We start from the raw sequence: 21,826 nt of genomic DNA on the forward strand, positions 1-21,826 counted from the left end.
CGAGGACCTGTGGGAGCTACTGCTCAGGGGCGGGGACGCCATCGACGAGTTCCCCACCGACCGGGGCTGGGACATCGACGAGCTGTACCACCCCGATCCCGACCGGCCCGGCAAGACCTACACGCGCACCGGCGGCTTCCTCTACGACTCCGCCGACTTCGACCCGCAGTTCTTCGGCATCAGCCCGCGCGAGGCCCTCTCCACCGACCCGCAGCAGCGGCTGCTCCTGGAAACCTCCTGGGAGGCGTTCGAACGGGCCGGCATCGACCCGGAGACGGTGCGCGGCAGCCAGACCGGGGTCTTCGCCGGGATGATGCACCACGACTACGGCTCACGACTGCGCGAGGTGCCCGAAGAACTGGAGGCGTACGTCGGCATCGGCAGCGCGGGCGGTGTCGCCTCCGGCCGCGTGGCCTACACGTTCGGACTGGAAGGTCCTGCGGTGACCGTCGACACCGCGTGCTCGTCCTCGCTGGTGGCGCTGCACCTGGCCGCGCAGGCGCTGCGCAACGGCGAATGCTCGCTGGCGCTGGCGGGCGGAGCCACGGTGATGTCGAGGCCCAGTCTCTTCGTCGAGTTCAGCAGACAGCGCGCGCTGTCCCCCGACGGCCGGTGCAAGTCGTTCGCCGAGGGCGCCGACGGGACCGGCTGGGCCGAGGGCGTGGGCATGCTGCTCGTGGAGCGGTTGTCGGACGCCCGGCGCAACGGGCACACCGTGTACGCGGTGATCCGCGGGTCGGCGGTCAACCAGGACGGCGCCTCCAACGGGATGACCGCGCCGAACGGACCCGCCCAGCAGCGGGTGATCCGCCAGGCGCTCGCGGCGGCCCGGCTCTCGGGGCCGGACGTGGACGTGGTGGAGGCGCACGGCACCGGCACGGCCCTGGGCGACCCGATCGAGGCACAAGCGCTGCTGGCGACCTACGGCCGGGACCGGGAGCGCCCGCTCTGGCTCGGATCGGTCAAGTCGAACATCGGCCACACCCAGGCCGCCGCCGGTGTCGCCGGGATCATCAAGACCGTGCTCGCCCTGCGGCACGCGACCCTTCCCCGGACTCTGCACGCCGACACACCGACATCCCACGTGGACTGGTCCGCCGGTTCCCTACGGCTGCTGACCGAGACCCGGCCCTGGCCCGAGGAACACCGTCCGCGCCGCGCCGCCGTGTCCTCGTTCGGGATCGGTGGTACCAACGCGCACGTCGTCCTGGAACAGGCTCCGGCCGACGCGCGGGCCGGCGGCCGGGCCGACGTGCCGAGGAACGCGTCGACCGACGTGCGGGCCGACGCCGCGGCGCCGCTGCCGTGGATCCTGTCCGCGCGCACCGAGCCCGCACTGCGGGCCCAGGCCGCACGTCTGCTGCCGACCGCCCACTCCGCCGTACAGGACATCGGGTACTCGCTCGCCACCACACGTCGGGCGTTCGAGCACCGGGCGGTCGTCCTCGGTACGGGCTCGGCCGCGATGCGCCGCGGGCTGGCCGCGCTCGCCGAGGGCGAGGCCAGCCCGTCCGTGGTCCAGGGCGTGGCCGACACCGGCGGACAGGTCGCGTTCGTGTTCCCCGGCCAGGGCTCCCAGTGGCCCGGGATGGCCTCGGAACTGCTCGACTCCTCCCCGGTCTTCCGGCAGGAGATCGAGGCGTGCGCCGAGGCGCTGGAGCCGTACATCGACTGGTCCCTGACGGACGTGCTGCGCGACGGGCGCGACCTGGACCGCGTGGACGTCGTCCAGCCCGCCCTGTTCGCCATGATGGCTGGACTCGCCGCGCTGTGGCGCTCCCACGGCGTACGTCCCGCCGCGGTGGCCGGACACTCCCAGGGTGAGATCGCCGCCGCCTACGTGGCGGGCGCGCTGTCGTTGCCGGACGCCGCGCGTGTCGTCGCCCTGCGCAGCCGGGCCCTGGCGACGCTGTCCGGCAGGGGCGGCATGGTCTCCGTCGCCCTCCCGCTCGACCAGGTCCGAGCCCGCGCCGAGACCTGGGGGGAGCGGCTGTCCGTCGCGGCGGTCAACGGGCCGAGCTCGGTCGTGCTGTCCGGTGATCCCGAGGCCCTCGACGGACTGCTCGCCCGGTGCGAGGCCGACGGGGTGCGGGTCAGCCGGGTCGCCGTCGACTACGCCTCTCACTCGGCCCACGTCGAGGAGGTCCGCGAACAACTGCTGACCGTTCTGGCGCCGATCACCCCTCGCCCGGCGGAGATACCGCTCCACTCCACGGTCACCGGCGAGCCGATCGACACCACCGCCATGGACGCCGAGTACTGGTACCGCAATCTGCGCCGAACCGTGCGCCTCGACGAGGTCGTGCGCGGACTCGCCGAGTCCGGCATCGGCGCGTTCATCGAGGTGAGCCCGCACCCCGTGCTCACGGCCGCCGTACAGGAGAGCGTCGGCACCGCCGCCGTGATCGGGTCGCTGCGCCGCGACGACGGCGGTCCGGACCGGTTCCTGACGGCACTGGCCCAGGCGTACGTGCGAGGCGTCGAGTTGAACTGGTCGAAGTCCTTCGCCGGCTCGGACGCGCGCCTGGTGGACCTGCCGACCTATCCGTTCCAGCGGCAGCGGTACTGGCTGCCGAGCGGCGGGCAGGCACCGGCCGACGACGCTTTCTGGACAGCGGTGGACAGCGGCGACGTGGACGAACTCGGTCGGACGCTGTCACCGGACGCGGACCGGGACCCGGAGGCGCTGCGTACCGTGATGTCCGTGCTCTCCGCCTACCGGCGACAGCAGCGCGAGGCGTCGGCCGCGGACTCGTGGCGCTACCGGATCGCCTGGCGGCCGGTGTCCGGGACACCGGCGGCTTCGCTGTCCGGTACCTGGCTCGTGGTGCTCCCGCTCCACGGCGTGCGGCCGGACTGGGCCGGCGGATGCGTGGCCGCGCTGACGGCCGCGGGCGCCCGGGTCGTGCAAGTCGAGGTGGACGCCGCCGGCACCGGCAGGCAGACACTCGCCGCCCGGCTCCGGGACGCCGTGGACACCCCCGTGGACGGTGTGCTGTCGCTGCTGGCGCTGGACGAACGGCCGAGTCCCGTCGTCCCGGCCGGCTTCACCGGCACGGTCGCCCTGCTGCAGGCGCTCGGCGACGCCGGCCTGACCGCCCCCCTGTGGTGCGCCACGCGTGGCGCCGTGGCCGTCAGCGACGGCGAGCCCCTCGCGAGCACCGCGCAGGCACTGGTCTGGGGGCTGGGCCTGGTGGCCGGTGTGGAGCATCCCGACCGCTGGGGCGGACTCGTCGACCTGCCCGAGACGATGGACGTCCGCGCCGGGGCGGGCCTGCGGGCGCTGCTCGCCGCGACGACGGGCGAGGACCAGGCGGCGGTGCGCCCCTCAGGAGTGTCGGTACGCCGACTGGTGCGCGCCGGCCGTGCCCCGGAGAGCGACTCGCCGTGGAGCCCTCGAGGGACGGTGCTGGTCACCGGCGGCACCGGCGCGCTCGGGGCACAGGTGGCCCGCTGGCTGGCGCGAGAAGGAGCCGAACACCTTGTGCTGGTCAGCCGCCGAGGCCCCGACGCACCGGGTGCTCCGGAACTCGAAGCGCAGCTGACCGGCCTGGGAGCCCGGGTCACCCTGGCCGCGTGCGACGTGTCCGACCGCGCGGCCCTGGCCGAACTGCTCGCCGCAGTGCCCGATCTGGCGGCGGTGGTGCACACGGCCGCTGTGCTGGACGACGGCCCGGTCGACACGCTCACGCCGGACCAGCTGGACCGCGCACTGCGGGTCAAGATGGGCGGCGCGCTCAACCTGCACGACCTCACCCGGGACCGCCCGCTCTCCGCCTTCGTCATGTTCTCGTCGTTCGGCGGCACGATCGGGCTCCCCGGACAGGGCAACTACGCGCCGGGCAACGCCTTCCTGGACGCGCTGGCCCGGCACCGCGGTGACCTCGGTCTTCCCGCCACGTCCGTGGCCTGGGGAGCCTGGGCCGGCGACGGCATGGCCGGTGGCGCGGTCGCCGGAACCCTGCGACGGCACGGTCTGCCGGAGATGGAGCCGGAACCGGCACTCACCGCGATGGGCCGGGCCCTGGCGGCCCGCGAGACGTACGTGGCCGTCGCCGACGTCGACTGGCGCCGCTTCCACGCCGCCTTCACCGCACTGCGGCCCAGTCCGCTGCTGCGGGAAGTGCCCGAGGTCCGTGAGATCACGGCACGGACGGCGGCCGCGGCGGAGGGCGACTCCGGTGAGCAGTCACTCGCCGGGCGGCTCACCGCACTGTCCGAGGAGGACCGTGCCCATCTGCTGCTGGACCTGGTCGGCTCGCACGTCGCGGCCGTACTGGGGCACGCGCGAGGAGACGTGGCGACGGACCGTGCCTTCCAGCAGCTCGGCCTGGACTCCGTCACCGGAGTCGAACTCCGCAACCGGCTCGGCGCCGCGACCGGTCTGACCCTGCCGGCCACCGCGGTGTTCGACCACCCGACACCCACCGCGCTGGCCGCCTACCTCGCGAGCCGGTTCGCCGACGGCGCCGGGGCACCGGACGACGCGTTGGACCAGCTGGCGCAGAAGCTCTCGTCGGCGAGCACCACCGAGCGCGCCCACCTCACCATGCGGCTGCGTTCCCTGCTCGTGAAGTGGGGCGACTCCGGCGAGAACGGCACGGACCCGGCCGAGTCCCTGCGGACGGCCGAGGACGACGAGCTGTTCTCGTTCATCGACAAGGACCTGGGAGTGTCATGACCACCAGCAACGAGGAAAAGCTCCGCGACTACCTCCGCAGGGTCACGGCGGATCTCGACCGGACCCGCCGACGACTGCTCGAAGCGGAGTCGGGGGACCGGGAGCCGATCGCGATCGTCTCGATGAGCTGCCGGTACCCGGGCGGTGTGCGCTCCCCGGAGGACCTCTGGGAACTGGTCCACGCGGGCCGCGAGGGCATCTCGCCGTTCCCAGCCGACCGCGGCTGGGACCTGCCCGCCCTGTACGACCCGGACCCCGGCCACCCCGGCACCACCTACGTCCGCGAAGGCGGATTCCTGCACGACGCCGCCGACTTCGACGCCGGGCTCTTCGACATCTCCCCGCGCGAGGCCCTGGCCATGGACCCGCAGCAGCGGCTGCTCCTGGAGACCACGTGGGAGGCGTTCGAGCGCGCCGGGATCGACCCGCTGTCCTTGCGCGGCAGCGACACCGCGGTGTTCACCGGTGTCACCTACCAGGACTACTGGTCACGCCTGCGACAGGTGCCCGACGAACTCCGGGGCCATCTGGTGACGGGGAACATCGCCAGCGCCGCGTCCGGCCGCGTGGCGTACACCTTCGGTCTGGAGGGCCCCGCGGTCACTCTGGACACCGCCTGCTCGTCGTCGCTCGTGGCGCTGCACTGGGCGGCGCGCGCACTGCGCTCCCGCGAGTGCTCGCTGGCCCTGGCCGGCGGGGTGGTGGTGATGGCCTCGCCCGAGATGTTCGTCGAGTTCGGCCGGCAACGCGGGCTGTCGCAGGACGGCCGGTGCCGCTCCTTCGCCGCGGACGCGGGCGGTTTCGGCTCCGCCGAAGGCGTGGGCCTGCTCCTGCTGGAACGCCTCTCGGACGCCCGCCGCAACGGACACCCCGTCCTCGCCCTGCTCCGTGGCTCCGCGGTCAACCAGGACGGTGCCTCCAACGGGTTCACCGCACCGAGCGGACCGGCCCAGGAACGGGTCATCCGACAGGCGCTGACCGACGCCCGGCTGGCCGCGTCCGACGTGGACGCGGTGGAGGCGCACGGCACCGGGACCCAGCTCGGCGACCCCATCGAGGCACGGGCACTGCTCGCCACCTACGGCCAGGGGCGACAGCGGCCGCTGTGGCTGGGGTCGGTCAAGTCGAACATCGGGCACACCCAGGCCGCGGCGGGCGCGGCGGGCGTGATCAAGACGGTGATGGCTCTCAGACACGGGGTCCTGCCCAGGACGCTGCACGCGGACGACCCCTCGCCGCACGTGGACTGGTCCGGGAACCTCGCACTGCTCACCGAGCACGTGCCGTGGGCGCGCGACGACGGACGCCCGAGGCGGGCCGCGGTCTCGTCCTTCGGAGTCACCGGTACGAACTCCCACGTGATCCTCGAGGAGGCCGGGGCCGAGGTGGAAGAGGCACCGCCCGCCACCGCCCCCGACCTGGTGCCGTGGGTGCTGTCCGGCAAGACACAGAACGCCCTGCGGGACCAGGCGGTCCGGATGGCCCGGTTCCTGCGCGCCACGCCGGACGTGCGGGTCGCGGATGCCGCGTACAACCTGGCCACGACCCGTGCCGTGCTCGAACACCGTGCCGTGGTGGTCGGCAACGACCGCGAGGAACTGCTGAGCGGGCTCGACGCGCTGGGCACGGGCACGCCTGCGGCCCACGTGATGCGCGGTGCCGCGACGGCGACCGGCCGAGTCGCCCTCGTCTTCCCCGGCCAGGGCACGCAGTGGACCGGGATGGCACGAGAACTGCTGGACACGGAACCGGTCTTCGCGGCCCGGATGGCGCAGTGCGCCGAGGCGGTCGGCGAGTATGCCGACTGGTCGGTCCTCGACGTGGTGCGGGGCATCGAAGGCACGCCGGGAGCGGACCAGGTCGACGTGGTCCAGCCGGTGCTGTTCTCGATCATGGTGTCGCTCGCGGACGTATGGCGCTCCTACGGCGTGGTGCCCGAGGCCGTCGTCGGGCACTCCCAGGGCGAGATCGCGGCCGCCTGCGTGGCCGGAGCACTGTCGCTGAGCGATGCGGCACGGGTGGTCGTGATGCGCAGCAGGGCGCTGCGGCGGCTGTGCGGCCGGGGCGGGATGCTTTCGGTGGTCGCACCGGCCGCCGAGGTGACGGCGCTGCTGCGACCGTGGGACGGCCGGCTGTGGGTCGCGGCGGTGAACGGTCCCGCCGCGGTGGCGGTCTCCGGCGACGCCGACGCCCTCGACGAGTTCGAGCGCGAACTGTCCCGCCGGGGCGTACTTCGCTGGCGACTGGCCGGCGTGGACTTCGCCGCGCACTCCGCGCACGTCGACGACATCCGCGCCGAGATCGAGGCCGGCCTCACGGGCATCACGCCGCGCGAGAGCGACATTCCGTTCTACTCCACAGTGGACGGGGCCCGGCTGGACACGACCGCGCTGGACGCCGGGTACTGGTACCGCAACCTGCGGCACGTCGTCCGTTTCGAGACCGCGGTGCGGGCACTGATCGGCGACGGGTTCACCGCCTTCGTCGAGTCGAGCGCACACCCCGTGCTGACCGTCGGCATGCAGGACACCGCCGACGCGCTGGGCGTGGAGATCGCCGCGGTGAGCTCGCTGCGCCGGGACGAGGGCGGCCTGCGGCGTCTGCTCACCTCCCTGGCCGACGCCCATGTCGCCGGCGTCCGCATCGACTGGACCAGGGCGTTCGGCGGCGCACCCCGGCCGCACGTCGACCTGCCCACCTACGCCTTCCAGCGACAGCGCTACTGGCTGACGAACACCGCCGAACCCGCCGACGCGGCCGGCCACGGGCTCGACACCACCGGACACCCGCTGCTGGGCGCCGCGCTGGCACTGCCGGAGTCCGACGGGGTGGTGCTCACCGGACGGCTCTCGCCGCGCTCCCACCCCTGGCTGGCGGACCACACCGTGTTCGGCACGGCACTCGTGCCCGGCTCCGCTCTCATCGACATGGCCATCCGTGCCGGGGACGAGGTCGGCTGCGGTCACCTCCGCGAACTCACCCTGGAAAAACCCCTGGTGCTCCCGGAGACGGCCGGTGTCCACGTCAGGGTGTCGGTGGAGGCCGCGGACGAGTCGGGTGACCGGGCGCTGGGCGTGCACAGCCGCCCCGAGGACGCGCCGCCGGGCACCGGCTGGTCCCGGCACGCGGTCGGAACCCTGACGCCGAGCGATCCGGCGGTGCCCGCGGCGGCGGTCACGCAATGGCCGCCCGCCGGCGCCACACCGCTGGACCTGGACGGCTTCTACGACCGGCTGGGCGATGTCGGACTGGGGTACGGCCCCGCGTTCCGCGGCCTGCGGGCCGTGTGGCGCCACGGTGACGAGATCCTCGCCGAGGCGGAGCTGCCCAAGAACGCCGACACCGGCGGCTTCGGGCTGCACCCGGTCCTGCTGGACTGCGTGCTTCAGGCCCTGCTGCCCGATCTCCTGGAGCAGGGGCTCGCCGGGACCGGACAGGTCCGGCTGCCGTTCTCCTTCGCCGGAGTGAGCCTGCACGCCATCGGCGCCGGCCGTGTGCGCGCCCGGATCTCGCCCGACGGCCCCGGTGCGGTGGCCGTCGAGGTGACCGACGACGCCGGACAGCCGGTGGCGTCGGCGCGGTCGCTCGTGACGCGGGCGGTCACCACCGGACAACTGGGCGCGGCGAACGACTCGCTGTACCGAGTGCGATGGACGCCCGTCGCGGCCGGGCCGCCGTACTCCGGCCGGTGCGCGGTCCTGGGGACCGACGCCCTCGGCCTGCGCGCCGGACTCGAAGCGGCGGGAGCCCAGGTGGACGTGTGCAGCGGACTGGACGCGCTGGGGGAGGCGGTACCCGAAGTCGTGATCGCGCCGGTCGACGGTCGAGACGGCGACACGCGGACGACCCTGCGCGAGACGCTCGAACTCGCACAGCGGTGGCTCGCCGACGAGGCGTCGGCCGGATCGCGGCTCGTGGTGCTGACGCGCGGCGCCGTCGCCACCCGGGACGGAGAGGACGTACCGGGCCTCGCCGCCGCGCCGGCGTGGGGCCTGCTGCGAACCGCGCAGTCGGAGCACCCGGACCGGTTCGTACTGGTCGACGTGGAGGCCCCCGAGGACCTGGACGGGGCGGCGACGGACCGCGGCCGGGCGCTGGCCGACGCGGTGGGTTCCGGTGAACCGCAAGTGGCGGTCCGCGGCGGCGTCCTGCTCGCCCCCCGACTGGTCCGCGCCGCCCCGGCCGACCGCCTGGCACCGCCGTCGGACTCCCGCACCTGGCGGCTGGAGACGGCGCGGACCGGCACGATCGACGGCCTCGCCCTGGTCGACCACCCGCAGGCACGCGAGCCGCTGCCCGCCGGGCACGTCCGGATCGCCCTGCGCGCCGCCGGGCTCAACTTCCGCGATGTGCTGATCACCCTGGGCATGTACCCCGGTGAGGCGGTCATGGGCACCGAGGGCGCCGGGGTCGTGCTGGAGGCCGCTCCCGACATCACCGACCTCCGGCCCGGGGACCGGGTGTTCGGGCTGATGGCCGGAGGCGCCGGACCGGTCGTCGTGGTCGATCGGCGCACCCTCGCGGTGATGCCGGACGACTGGTCGTTCGTCCAGGCCGCGTCCGTGCCCGCCGCCTTCTTGACGGCGTACTACGGTCTCGTCGACCTGGCGGGTCTGCGGCAGGGGGAGTCCGTCCTGGTGCACGCGGCGGCCGGCGGGGTGGGCATGGCGGCGGTCCAGCTGGCCCGGCACCTCGGCGCCGAGGTGTTCGGTACGGCCGGACCCGCGAAGTGGGACGTGCTGCGCTCCGCCGGGCTGTCCGAGCGGCACCTCGCCTCCTCCCGTACGGCCGACTTCGAGGCGCGGTTCCGCGACGTCACCGAGGGCGCGGGCGTGGACGTCGTGCTCAACTCGCTGGTCCGGGACCTCATGGACGCGTCACTGCGGCTGCTGCCACGCGGCGGCCGGTTCCTGGACATGGGCAAGACCGACATCCGCCCGCCCGCCGACGTGGCCGCCGCGCACCCGGGCGTGACGTACCGCGCGTTCGACCTGCTGGACGCGGGCCCGGAACGGATCGGGCAGATACTCGGCGAGATCGTGGAACTGTTCGAGAAGGGAGCCCTGCGACATCTGCCACTGACCACCTATGACATCCGCCGGGCACCCGAGGCGTACCGGTACATGAGCCAGGCACGGCACATCGGCAAGATCGTGTTCACGGTCCCCGCCGCGCTCGACCCACAGGGCACCGTGCTCGTCACGGGTGGCACCGGAACGCTCGGCCGCGCGATGGCCCGGCACCTCGTCACAGGACACGGCGCACGGCGACTCCTGCTGGTCAGCCGTCAGGGCATGCGGGCCCCCGGCGCGGACGCCCTGGCGGCCGAACTGACGGAGCTCGGTGCGGACGTGTCCGTGACCGCGTGCGACGTCGCCGACCGTGCCGCCCTCGCGGACGTCTTGGCGGCCGTGCCCGCCGACCACCCGCTCACCGCGGTCGTGCACACCGCGGGAGCCCTCGACGACGGTGTGATCGAGTCGCTGTCACCGCGACGGCTCGACACGGTGACCCGTCCGAAGCTCGACGCCGCGCGCCATCTGCACGAACTGACCCGAGGAGCGGACCTGGCGGTCTTCGCCCTGTTCTCCTCCGTCGCCGGACTGCTCGGGGCGTCGGGACAAGGGAATTACGCGGCCGCCAACACCTTCCTGGACGCGCTCGCCCACCACCGGACCGCACACGGACTGCCGGCGGTGTCGCTCGCCTGGGGTCTGTGGAGCGAGCGCAGCGGGCTGACGAGCCACCTGGGCGAGGCCGAACTGCGACGCAAGGCCCAGCGCGGGGTGCTGGGCCTGTCCACCGGGGAAGGTCTCGCCCTGTTCGACGCCGCGCTGCGCACCGGCGAACCGGTGACAGCGCCGGTGAGACTCGACACGGCCGCACTGCGCGGCAGCCCGTTTCCGATGCTCCGGGGCGTACTGGGCACACCGGCCCGGCGAGCCGTACGGAGCACCGGCGATCCGCACTCCCTGGCCCGACGCCTGCTCCAACTGCCGCCCGGTGAAAGGCACCAGACGCTCGTGGACCTGGTGCGCGGCCACGCGGCGGCGGTGCTCGGCTTCGCGGGGCCGGACGAGATCAAGGCCAGGCGAGGCTTCCAGGAGCAGGGTTTCGATTCGCTCACCGGAGTCGAACTGCGCAACCGGCTCAAGGAGGCCACCGGCCTACGGCTGCCCGCGACCCTCGTGTTCGACCACCCGAGCGCGTTCGCGCTCGGCGAGTTCCTGCACGCACAACTCGTCCCGGACGGCCGAGCCGACGCGCAGGACGTGCTCGCCGCGCTGCACGGTCTGGAGAACGGCCTGACCGGGCTCGCCCCCGACGCCCCGGCCCGCGCGCAGGTGATGGCGCGGCTGAAAGCCCTCGTGTCGGACGAGGACGACATCCCGCCCGCCGACGGGAGCGACCTCGACTCGGCGACCGACGACGAACTGTTCCACATGGTCGACGACCAGGCCGGAGTGTGACGACGCACATGTCGAACGACGAAAAACTCCGCCAGTACCTCAAGCGGTCGATCGCCGACGCCCGCCAGGCCCGGCTACGGGTGCGCGAGATGGAGGAGCGGGAGCGGGAACCGATCGCGATCGTCGCGATGGCCTGCCGCTACCCCGGCGGCGTGGCCTCGCCCGAGGACCTCTGGCGGCTGGTCGAGGAGGGGCAGGACGCGATCACCCCGTTCCCGGCCGACCGGGGCTGGGACCTCGACGAAGCGGCTGACCCGGCGACGCGTCCGCCGTCCGCCGGCGGATTCCTGCGGGGCGCCGACCAGTTCGACGCGGGGTTCTTCGGTATCAGCCCCCGGGAAGCGCTGGCCATGGATCCGCAGCAGCGGCTGATGCTGGAGACCACGTGGGAAGTCCTCGAACGAGCCGGAATCGACCCGGAGACGCTGCGCGGCGCCCCGGTCGGTGTCTTCGTCGGCAGCGGCAGCCAGGACTACTGCCCGACGAACGGTCAGGCACCGGCCGGTGTGGACGGATACCTGCTCACCGGGGCGTCCTCGGCCGTGCTGTCCGGCCGGGTGTCATACGCCTTCGGCTTCGAGGGACAGGCGGTGACCGTCGACACGGCCTGCTCGTCGTCACTGACCGCACTGCACCTGGCGAGCCACGCGCTGCGCCGGGACGAGTGCTCCCTCGCTGTGGTCGGCGGAGTCACCGTGATGGCCTCACCGGTCGTCTTCACCGAGTTCGGACGGCTGGGCGGCACCGCCCCCGACGGCCGGTGCAAGGCATTCTCGGCCAGGGCGGACGGCGCCGGGTTCGCGGAGGGCGTGGGCGTGCTGCTGGCGGAGCGGCTGTCCGAGGCGCGCCGCAAGGGGCATCCGGTGCTGGCCGTGGTGCGCGGCAGCGCGGTCAATCAGGACGGTGCCAGCAGTGGACTGACGGCGCCGAACGGCCCGGCGCAGCAGCGGGTCATCGGTGAGGCCCTCGCCGGCGCCGGACTGTCGGCCGCGGAGGTCGACATGGTCGAGGCACACGGCACGGGTACCGCACTCGGCGACCCGATCGAGGCACAGGCGGTGCTCGCCACGTACGGACAGAACAGGGACCGGCCGCTCCTCCTCGGCTCGGTCAAGTCCAACATCGGCCACACCCAGGCCGCGGCGGGGATCGCCGGCGTGATCAAGACGGTCATGGCGCTGCGCAGGGGCGTCGCGCCCAGGACGCTGCACGTGGATGAGCCGTCGAGGAACGTGGATTGGTCGGCCGGGAAGGTCCGGCTGCTCACCGAGGCGCAGCCGTGGCCGGACACGGGGCGACCGCGGCGGGCGGGCGTGTCGTCGTTCGGGATCAGCGGGACGAACGGGCACGTCATTCTGGAGGCCGTGGAGGCCGTGGAGGCCGCTGAGGCCGCGTACTCCGCTCCGGCCGGCGCCCCGGCACAGGTGCTGCCCTGGGTGCTCTCGGCGAAGAGCGGAGCGGCGTTGCGCGCGCAGGCCGCGCGGCTGCGCGCGTCGGTCGAGGCCAGGCCGCACCTCGGCCTGAGCGATGTGGGGGCGTCGCTCGCCACGACACGCTCGGCGTTCGAGCACCGCGCTGCCGTGGTCGCCGCGGACCGGGACGGTTTCCTGCGCGGGCTGTCGGCTCTGGCCCGCGGTGACGACACGGCGGCCGGTCTGGTACGGGGCGTGGCAAAGAGCGGGAAGCTGGCTTTCCTCTTCTCCGGCCAGGGCTCCCAACGAGTCGGCATGGGCCGGGAACTGGCGGCGAGGTTCCCGGTGTTCGAGTCCGCGTTCACCGAGGTGTGCGCCCGGTTCGATCGTCACCTGGAGCGGCCTCTGCGGGAGGCGATGACGGATGCCGCTCTGCTTGATCAGACCGCCTACACACAGGCGTCGCTGTTCGCGGTGGAGGTCGCGCTGTTCCGGTTGGCGCAGTCGTGGGGACTGCGCCCCGACGCACTGGCCGGGCACTCGATCGGTGAGCTGGTCGCGGCCCATGTGTCCGGCGCGATGTCGTTGGACGATGCTGTCGCGCTGGTCGCGGCACGCGGCCGGCTGATGCAGGCACTGCCGGCCGGCGGAGCCATGGTCGCGATCGCCGCCCCGGAGGCGGACGTGGCGCCGCTGCTGAACGAGCGTGTGTCGATCGCGGCGGTGAACGGACCCTCGGCGGTGGTGATCTCGGGTGACGAGGAAGCCGTACTCGCCATCGCCTCACGGTTCCGGCGGACACGGCGGCTGCGGGTCAGCCACGCATTCCACTCGCCGTTGCTGGAGCCCATGCTCGACGAATTCCGACGGGTGGCCCAGGCGTTGTCGTACGGGCGCCCGCGGATCCCGGTGGTGTCCAACGTGAACGGCGGACCGGTCACCCGGTTCACGGCGGAGCACTGGGTACGGCACGTGCGTGAGACGGTGCGCTTCGCCGACGGACTGCGCACACTGGAGTCGCGGGGTGTGACGACGTTCCTCGAACTGGGGCCCGACGCCGTGCTGGCGGCGACGAGCGACGGTGTCGCGACGATCCCGTTCCTGCGGAAGGACCGTCCGGAACCGGAGACCGCGCTGACGGCGCTGGCGGACCTGCACGTCCGCGGCGTCGACCTGCACTGGGCCGGCCTCTTCGCCGATACCGGCGCCCGGCGTGTCGACCTGCCCACCTACGCCTTCCAGCACGAACGGTACTGGCTGCACACCGGCCCCGGCCGAGCCTCCGCCGAGCATCCGCTACTGGACACATCGGTCGAGCTCGCCACCAGCGGCGGCGCGGTGTTCACGGGACGGCTCTCGAGCGCCGGCCATCCGTGGCTCACCGACCACCAGGTGCTCGGCAGCGTAGTACTGCCAGGAGCCGCCATGGTGGAACTCGCCCTGCACGCGGCCGACCGCACCGGGGGCGATGGACTGGCGGACCTCACACTCGAAGCGCCTCTGGTGCTGCCGGAGAAGGGGCGTGTCGAACTACAGGTGACTTCGGACGGCGGGGCGTTCGGCATTCACTCACGCCCCGTCGGAGCGAGTGAATGGACACGGCACGCGAGCGGTGCTTTCGCCGAGGGCCGGCCCGGTCCGGAGGAGCCGGCCCGGACGGAGTGGCCGCCGAAGGACGCCGAAGCGGCCGACGTGTCCGGACTCTACGCACGCCTGCGCACCGCCGGCCTCGTCTACGGAAGGACGTTCCAGGGGGTGCGGGCGGTGTGGCGGTACGGCGACGACGTCCTCGCCGAGGTGGCCCTGCCCGACGACGTGGCCGTGGACGCCGGGCGGTACGGGATGCATCCCGCGCTGCTGGACGCCGCCCTGCACGCGGCCGCGCTGACCCTCACCGGTGACGGCACACGGCTGCCCTTCTCATGGCGCGGAGTCCGCCTGCACGCCGCGCGGGCGACAGCTCTGAGGGTTCGCCTCTCGCCCATCGGCCCGGAGGAGTTCACCGTGTACGCGGTGGACCGGTCCGGGGCGGCAGTGCTGTCCATCGACGCTCTGGTCCTGCGGCCCACGTCGGCGCGCCGGCTCCAGGCGGCCCGCGCCAAGGAGACGCTGTTTCGAGTGGGTTGGGAAAGCCGCCCGACGCCCGGCCAGGCGTCCGCCTCTCCATGTGTGGTGCTCGGCCCGGACGGGCTGGGCCTCGCGTCCGCGCTCGGCGCCCCGCGGGCCGCCGACCTCGTCTCGGCCGACGGGGCGTCCGACCTGGTGGTGTCCTGCGCGGACGGCGACCCGGACATCCGCGCCTCGCTCGACCGGGTGCTGCGGCTGACCCAGTCGTGGCTGGCCGACGACCGGGCGGCCGCGTCACGCCTGGTGGTGGTGACCCGAAAGGCCGTGGGACCCGACGCCACGGACCCGGCCGGCGCGGCGGTGTGGGGCATGTTGCGCTCGGCGCAGTTGGAGCACCCGGGGCGTATCGTCCTGGTGGACCTGGACGACGAGGACGCGTCACTGCGAGCGCTGCCCGGGATTCTGTCCTGCGCCGAGCCCCAGACGGCCGTCCGCTCCGGCAGGGCGTCGGTGCCGAGGCTGGAACGGCTGGGGCGGTTCGAACCGGGCCCCTCACCTTTCCGCTCCGGCGGCACGGTGCTGGTCACCGGTGGGACCGGTGTGCTGGGTGCGGCGGTGGCACGTCACCTGGTCACGGCACATGGGGTACGTCACCTGCTGCTGGTGAGCCGGAGCGGGACGGCGGACGCCGCCGACCTGTCGCATCTGTCCGACCTCGGCGCCGAAGTCTCTACGGCCGCGTGTGACGTGGGTGACCGTGCCGCCCTGGCAGAGGTCCTCGCGTCGATCCCGGCCGACCGACCGCTGACCGGTGTGGTGCACGCCGCCGGTGTCGTGGACGACGGCGTGGTGTCCTCGTTGTCGCCCGAACAGGTGGACAAGGTGCTGCGGGCCAAGGCGGACGGGGCCCGCAACCTGCACGAGCTGACCCGGGACCTGGACGCCTTCGTACTGTTCTCGTCGGTGGCGGGCACTCTGGGCTCGGCGGGCCAGGCCAACTACGCGGCGGCGAACGCCTGTCTGGACGCCCTGGCGAGGCACCGGCGTGCATCGGGCCTGCCGGCGACTTCCGTGGCATGGGGTCCGTGGGAGCGACTGAGCGGGATGACGCGGGGCATGAACGCGGCCGACCGTGCGCGGCTGACGCGGTTCGGCATCGCCGCGCTGTCCACGGACGACGCCCTGGCGTCCTTCGACGCGGCGGTGGCCGCGGAGGAGGCGGTGGTCGTCGCCATGCGGCTGGACACCACGGCGCCGCGAGGTGACGTACATGACATGCTCAGCGGGCCGGCCACCCGGCGGGCCCGCCGCGAGGCGACCGCGGTCGACTTGAGGGAGCAGCTCGCCGGTCTCCCCGCGCAGGAACAGGACCGGAAGGTGAGCGAAGCGGTCCGGACTCACATAGCCACCATTCTCGGATTCTCCAGTGCCGAGCGGGTGGACACCGAACAGGGCCTGCTGGAGATGGGGTTCGACTCGCTGACCGCGGTCGAGCTGCGGAACCGGCTGAACACCGCCACGGGCCTGCGGCTGCCCGCCACCCTGATCTTCGACTGCCCGACCCCCATGGCCCTGAGCCGCCATGTCGCGGCGGAACTACGACGCCGCCGGAGCGACGACCGTCCGGGCGAGCCGGTGTCGACGCTCGTCGTGCTGAGCGAGGTCGACCGGCTGGAGAAGCTGTTGTCCGCGTCCTCGCCGGGCGGCGACGGACACGCGCGGATCGCCGACCGCCTGCGTGAACTGATGACGAGATGGGACGACCTCGCGGCGAGGGCACAGAAGACGGAGCGGCCCGGCAGGGGACCGGCCCGGGGGCCGGACAGAAGCACCGTCTCGGCGAAGTTGCAGTCGGCGTCGGCGGACGAAGTCCTCGCCTTCATCCAGAAGGAGTTTGGCAGGTAATGGGCGCGATGAACGATGACACCCTCCTCGACCACCTGAAATGGGTGACGGCCGAACTGCACGAGACCCGGGAGCTGCTGCGCGCGGCCGAGGCCGCCGAGCAGGAGCCGATCGCGGTCGTCGGGATGGCATGCCGCTATCCCGGCGGTGTGCGCACCCCGGAACAGCTGTGGCGACTTCTCGCCAACGGTGAGGACGCCGTCTCCGGCTTCCCCGGCAACCGCGGGTGGGACCTCGCCCGGATCTTCGACCCGGACCCGGACCACCGGGGCACGTCGTACGCCCGGGAAGGCGGCTTCCTGCACGACGCCGACCTGTTCGACGCCGAGTTCTTCGGGATCTCGCCGCGCGAGGCGCTGGCCATGGATCCGCAGCAGCGGTTGCTGCTGGAGACCGCGTGGGAGGCCATGGAACACGCGGGTATGGATCCCGCCGCCCTGCGCGGCAGCCGGACCGGCGTGTTCACGGGAGTGATGTACCACGATTACGGCTCTGTGCTCGAACGGTCGACCGAGGACTTCGAGGGTTACGTGGGCGGTGCCAAGGCCGGCAGTGTGGCCTCCGGCCGGATCGCCTACGAACTGGGTCTCGAAGGGCCCGCCGTCACCATCGACACCGCCTGCTCGTCCTCACTGGTGGCACTGCACCTGGCCGGGCAGGCCCTGCGGCGCGGGGAGTGCACGCTCGCTCTGGCCGGTGGTGTGACCGTCATGGCCGAACCGTGGCCGTTCATCGAGTTCAGCCGGCAGCGGGGCCTGGCGCCGGACGGCCGGTGCAAGTCCTTCGCGGACGCGGCGGACGGCACGGGGTGGTCCGAAGGCGTCGGCCTCCTCCTCGTCGAACGGCTCTCGGACGCGCGCCGCAACCAGCACCCGGTGCTCGCGGTGGTACGCGGCTCCGCAGTCAACCAGGACGGCGCGAGCAGCGGTTTCTCCGCGCCCCACGGCCCTTCCCAGCAACGGGTCATCGAACAGGCCCTGGCCGACGCCGGGCTGAAACCGTCCGAGGTGGACGCGGTGGAGGCCCACGGCACGGGCACGCGGCTGGGCGATCCCATCGAGGCGCAGACGTTGCTGGCGACCTACGGTCAGGACCGTGACCGGCCGTTGCTCCTCGGCTCGATCAAGTCCAACATCGGTCACACGCAGGCGGCCGCAGGTGTGGCCGGAGTGATGAAGATGATTCTGGCGATGCGGCACGGCGTTCTCCCCAAAACCCTCCATGTGGACCGACCGAGCCGCCTGGTCGACTGGTCCTCGGGAGCCGTGGAACTGCTGACCGAGGCCAGGGACTGGCCCAGGAGTGAGCGGCCCAGGCGGGCCGGCGTCTTCGGGTTCGGCGTCAGCGGCACCAACGCCCATGTGATCCTCGAAGAGCCGGAGGCGGTGCCCGAACCCGAGGCCGGACGGGCCGGTCCTTCGGACACCGGTCCTGTGGCCGTCGCCTGGCCACTGTCCGGGCACACCCCGCAGGCTCTGCGCGCACAGGCGGGCCGTCTCCTGTCGCATCTCCAGGACGGCGACGGCCTGGACTGGCACCCCGCCGATGTGGCGTTCTCGCTGACGACCACCCGCTCCGTGCTGAACCACCGCGCGGTGGTGACCGGCAAGGACCGCGCGGAACTGCTGTCCGGCCTCGCCACACTCGCCGCGGGCGACACCGCCCCGGGTACGAGCGTCGGAACGGGCGTGGCCGACGGGCTCACGGCGTTCGCTTTCACCGGCCAGGGCTCGCAGCGCCTCGGCATGGGCCGGGAACTGTACGAGGCGTTCCCGGTGTTCGCCGAGACCTTCGACGAAGTCACCACCGAACTCGACCGCTGTCTGTCCCGCCCTCTCCGCGAGGTCATCTGGGGCGACGATCCGGACCTGCTGGAGCAGACCGAGTTCGCCCAGACCGGACTGTTCGCCGTGGAGGTGGCGCTGACCGCCCTGCTGCGGTCCCTGGGAGTACGACCGGACGTCGTCCTCGGGCACTCCGTCGGCGAACTCGCCGCAGCGCACACAGCGGGAGTGCTGTCCCTGCCCGACGCCGCCCGGCTGGTCGCCGCCAGGGCTGTGCTGATGCAGGCGCTGCCCGCCGGCGGTGCGATGGTGTCGGTACGAGCCGCCGAATCGGCGGTACTGCCCTTCCTGAACGAGCAGGTCGCCCTCGCCGCGGTGAACGGACCGGACGCCGTGGTCCTCTCCGGCCGGGGGGAACCTGTGCTCGCGGCCGCCGCGCAACTGGCCGCCGACGGCATCCGCACGACACGCCTTGCGGTGAGCCACGCCTTCCACTCGCCACTGGTCGCCGGAATGCTCGACCAGTTCCGGGCCGTGGCGGAGACAGTGACCTTCGCCCCGCCGGCCATGCGGTTCGTGTCCTCCGTCACCGGCACGCTCGTGACGGCGGCCGAGTTGTGCTCGCCCGACTACTGGATCGCGAACATCCGGGAGACGGTCAGGTTCGGCGACTGTGCGGACAGCCTCGCCACCCAGGGCGTCGCACGCTGCGTGGAGGTCGGGCCCGACGCTGTCCTGTCGGCCATGGCGCGGTCGGCCGTGCCATGGGTGCCCGTCCTGCGCAAGCGCCTCGCCGAGCCGATGGCGCTGCTCACCGCCGTGAGCAGGCTGTACACGGAGGGAGCGGCGGTGGACCTGGAGGCATGGCCGGGCGGTGCCGGACGTCGCGTACACCTGCCCACGTACGCCTTCCAGCACAAGCGGTACTGGCCCGCCGCGGCCGGACGCGGCGGGCACACGTATCGCACCACCGGCGGTCTCGGCCACGGCATCCTGCACGACGTGGTCGAGTCACCGGACTCCGACCGGCTGGTGGTCACGGGCCGGCTGGACCGGCAGGCCCAGCCGTGGCTGGCGGATCACGCCTTCGCCGGCGTGACCCTGTTCCCCGGTGCCGGTTTCGTGGACCTGGCGGTCACGGCGGGAGCACTGGCCGGCTGCCCGGTGCTGGCGGAACTGACTGTCCAGGCGCCCTTGCTGGTCCCCGAGGAGGGCGAGGCGGAGCTCCAGGTCGTACTGGACCCGACCGATGCCGGGGGGATCCGCCCGGTGAAGGTGTACGCCCGTACTCCGGAGCGCCCTGACTGGACGTGCCACGCGACAGGCACGGTGTCGGCCCGGCAAGCCGCACCGGGCCAGGGCCTGACCCACTGGCCGCCTCCGGGCGCCACCGAGATCCCACTCGCCGGCACCTACGAGAGTCTGTACGAGCGGGGCTACGACTACGGCCCGGCCTTCCAGGGGCTGCGCGCGGCATGGCGGACGGACGACGCGGTGTACGCCGAGGTGGCTGTCGACGACGGCGCTTCACACAGCCTGCACCCGGCCCTCCTCGACGCGGCCCTGCACGCGTCGGCGTTCCTGCGCGCGGCCGACGACCAGGGCGGGCTGCCGTTCGCGTGGACCGGGGTCTCGGTGCACGCCACGGACTCCTCGGTGCTCCGCGTACGGTTGACCCGTGCGGGCCGGGACGCCCTGACCCTGGAGGCGAGCGACCGGGCGGGCAACCCGGTCGTCTCCGTCGAGTCGTTGACCGTACGGCCTGTGGCGCCCGACGCACTGGCCGCCCTGTCACCGTCGGACCAGGCGATGTTCACGCTCGACTGGCGCCCTGCGATGGCATCCGACGACCCGTCCGGCGTCGCTCTCGTCGTACGCCGTTGCGGCGGGGGCCCGGAGCCGGCCGAGGCCGGCCGGGTGCTGCGGCTGCTGAACGAGTGGCTGGCCGGCGATCGTCCCGCACAGGAGCGACTGGTGATCATGACCAGTGCGGCGGTGGCGGCGACCCCGGGGGAGGACGTGACCGATCTGGCGGGCGCCGGGGTGTGGGGCTTGGTGCGCTCGGCACAGTCCGAACACCCCGACCGCTTCCTGCTCGTCGACACCGACGGCACACATCAGGACGCGGCGCTGTCGGCAGCCGCCGCGGCCGGGGAGACCCAGGTCGCGGTCCGGGCAGGCCGGATGCTGGCACCGAGGCTGGTCCGGGCGAGGTCCACCGTGCCGCTCGCCCTGCCCGAACCACTGGTGGACCCGGACACGACGGTGGTGATCACCGGAGGCACGGGCGGACTCGGCGCCCTCGTGGCCCGACACCTGGTGACCGCATACGGCGTGCGGAAGCTGCTGCTGCTCAGCCGCGGGGGACCGGCCGCGGAGGGAGCCACCGAGCTGGCCGCCGAACTGGGGGCGCGCGTGGCCGCGGTGGACGTCTCGGACCGCGAGGCGCTGACCGAGGCACTGACGGGTGTCCGTGTCGGCGGGGTGATCCACGCGGCGGGCGTACTCGACGACGGAGTGATCGAGTCGCTGACCGAGGAGCGGATCGAGCGGGTGATGCGCTCCAAGTCGACCGCCGCGCAGGCACTGCACGAGCTGACCGAGAACCATGCGCTGTCCTTCTTCGTCATGTTCTCCTCGGCGGCCGGAATTCTGGGCAGCCCGGGCCAGGGGGCGTACGCCGCGGCGAACGCGGTGCTCGACGGCCTGGCGGCCCGGCGCCGGGCACGGGGCCTGCCGGGTCAGTCACTGGCATGGGGCCTGTGGGGCGGTGCCCTCGGAATGACCGCCGGGATGAGCGAGACCGACAGGGACCGGCTGGTCAGGGCAGGCGCGGCGGTCCTGTCTCCGGACGAGGGGCTCGCGCTGCTCGACGCCGCGCTCAGGAGGGACGACGCGCTGCTGGTGCCGGCACGTTTCGACGTGGCCGCAGCCCGGACCGTACCGCCGCTGATGCGCGAACTGGTCGTTCGGCGAGCACCGCGCCGCACCTCCGAACCCCTCGATGTGCCGGACCGACTGACCGGGCTGTCGCAACAGGAGCGGCAGCGCGCGCTGCTGGAGGTGGTGCGCTCGCACGCGGCCACGGTGCTGGGGCACCCCGGGCCGGAAGCGGTGGAGGCCGAACGGGCCTTCAGCGACCTGGGGTTCGACTCACTGATGGCGATCGAACTGCGCAACCGGCTGAACGCCGCGACCGGGCTGCGGCTCCCGCCGACACTGATCTTCGACCAGCCCAGTGCTGCTGAACTGGCCGCATACCTGGACTCGTTACTTGGTCCCACGACGGCGGAGCCACCGGTCCTGGAGGTGCTCGACCGCCTGGAATCCCTGGCGTCCGGGCTGGCACCGGACGACGAGACCACGGCGGAGGTCGGCAGCCGTCTGCGCCGTCTGCTGTCGGGACTGCGGGAACGCCCGGCGTCCGGCCTGGACCTCGACGAGGCGTCGGCGCAGGAGGTACTCGACCTCATCGACAACAGGTTCGGCCTGTCCGAATGACCTCCG

The 21,826-nt window shown here is 73.1% G+C and carries 4 protein-coding genes (1 of these 4 only partly in view); all 4 read left to right on the forward strand.

Going from position 1 to position 21,826, the window contains the following annotated elements:
- Tightly spaced (each overlapping or abutting the next), the 4 genes in view from RM812_RS18780 to RM812_RS18795 form a layout consistent with a single transcriptional unit that may run on beyond the window.
- Window positions 1-4,681: the 3' portion of a type I polyketide synthase gene (locus RM812_RS18780; RefSeq protein ID WP_311573830.1), read on the forward strand. The gene continues 12,392 nt to the left of window position 1, outside the view; only the last 4,681 of its 17,073 coding nucleotides appear in the window; its start codon lies off the left edge, out of view; its stop codon occupies window positions 4,679-4,681.
- A complete protein-coding gene (locus tag RM812_RS18785) occupies window positions 4,678-11,151 on the forward strand; it encodes a type I polyketide synthase (protein WP_311573832.1) in 6,474 nt (2,157 codons plus the stop codon). The genes RM812_RS18780 and RM812_RS18785 overlap by 4 nt, the downstream gene beginning before the upstream one ends.
- Window positions 11,148-16,535, forward strand: a complete 5,388-nt coding sequence (locus tag RM812_RS18790) for an SDR family NAD(P)-dependent oxidoreductase (RefSeq protein WP_394816479.1) — start codon at window positions 11,148-11,150, stop codon at window positions 16,533-16,535. The genes RM812_RS18785 and RM812_RS18790 overlap by 4 nt, the downstream gene beginning before the upstream one ends.
- Window positions 16,535-21,820, forward strand: a complete 5,286-nt coding sequence (locus RM812_RS18795; protein WP_394816480.1) for a type I polyketide synthase — start codon at window positions 16,535-16,537, stop codon at window positions 21,818-21,820. Before RM812_RS18790 ends, RM812_RS18795 begins: the two co-directional genes overlap by 1 nt.
- The last annotated feature ends 6 nt before the right edge of the window (window positions 21,821-21,826 follow it).

The organism is Streptomyces lancefieldiae, assembly GCF_031845825.1.
Taxonomy (GTDB): Bacteria; Actinomycetota; Actinomycetes; order Streptomycetales; family Streptomycetaceae; genus Streptomyces; species Streptomyces lancefieldiae.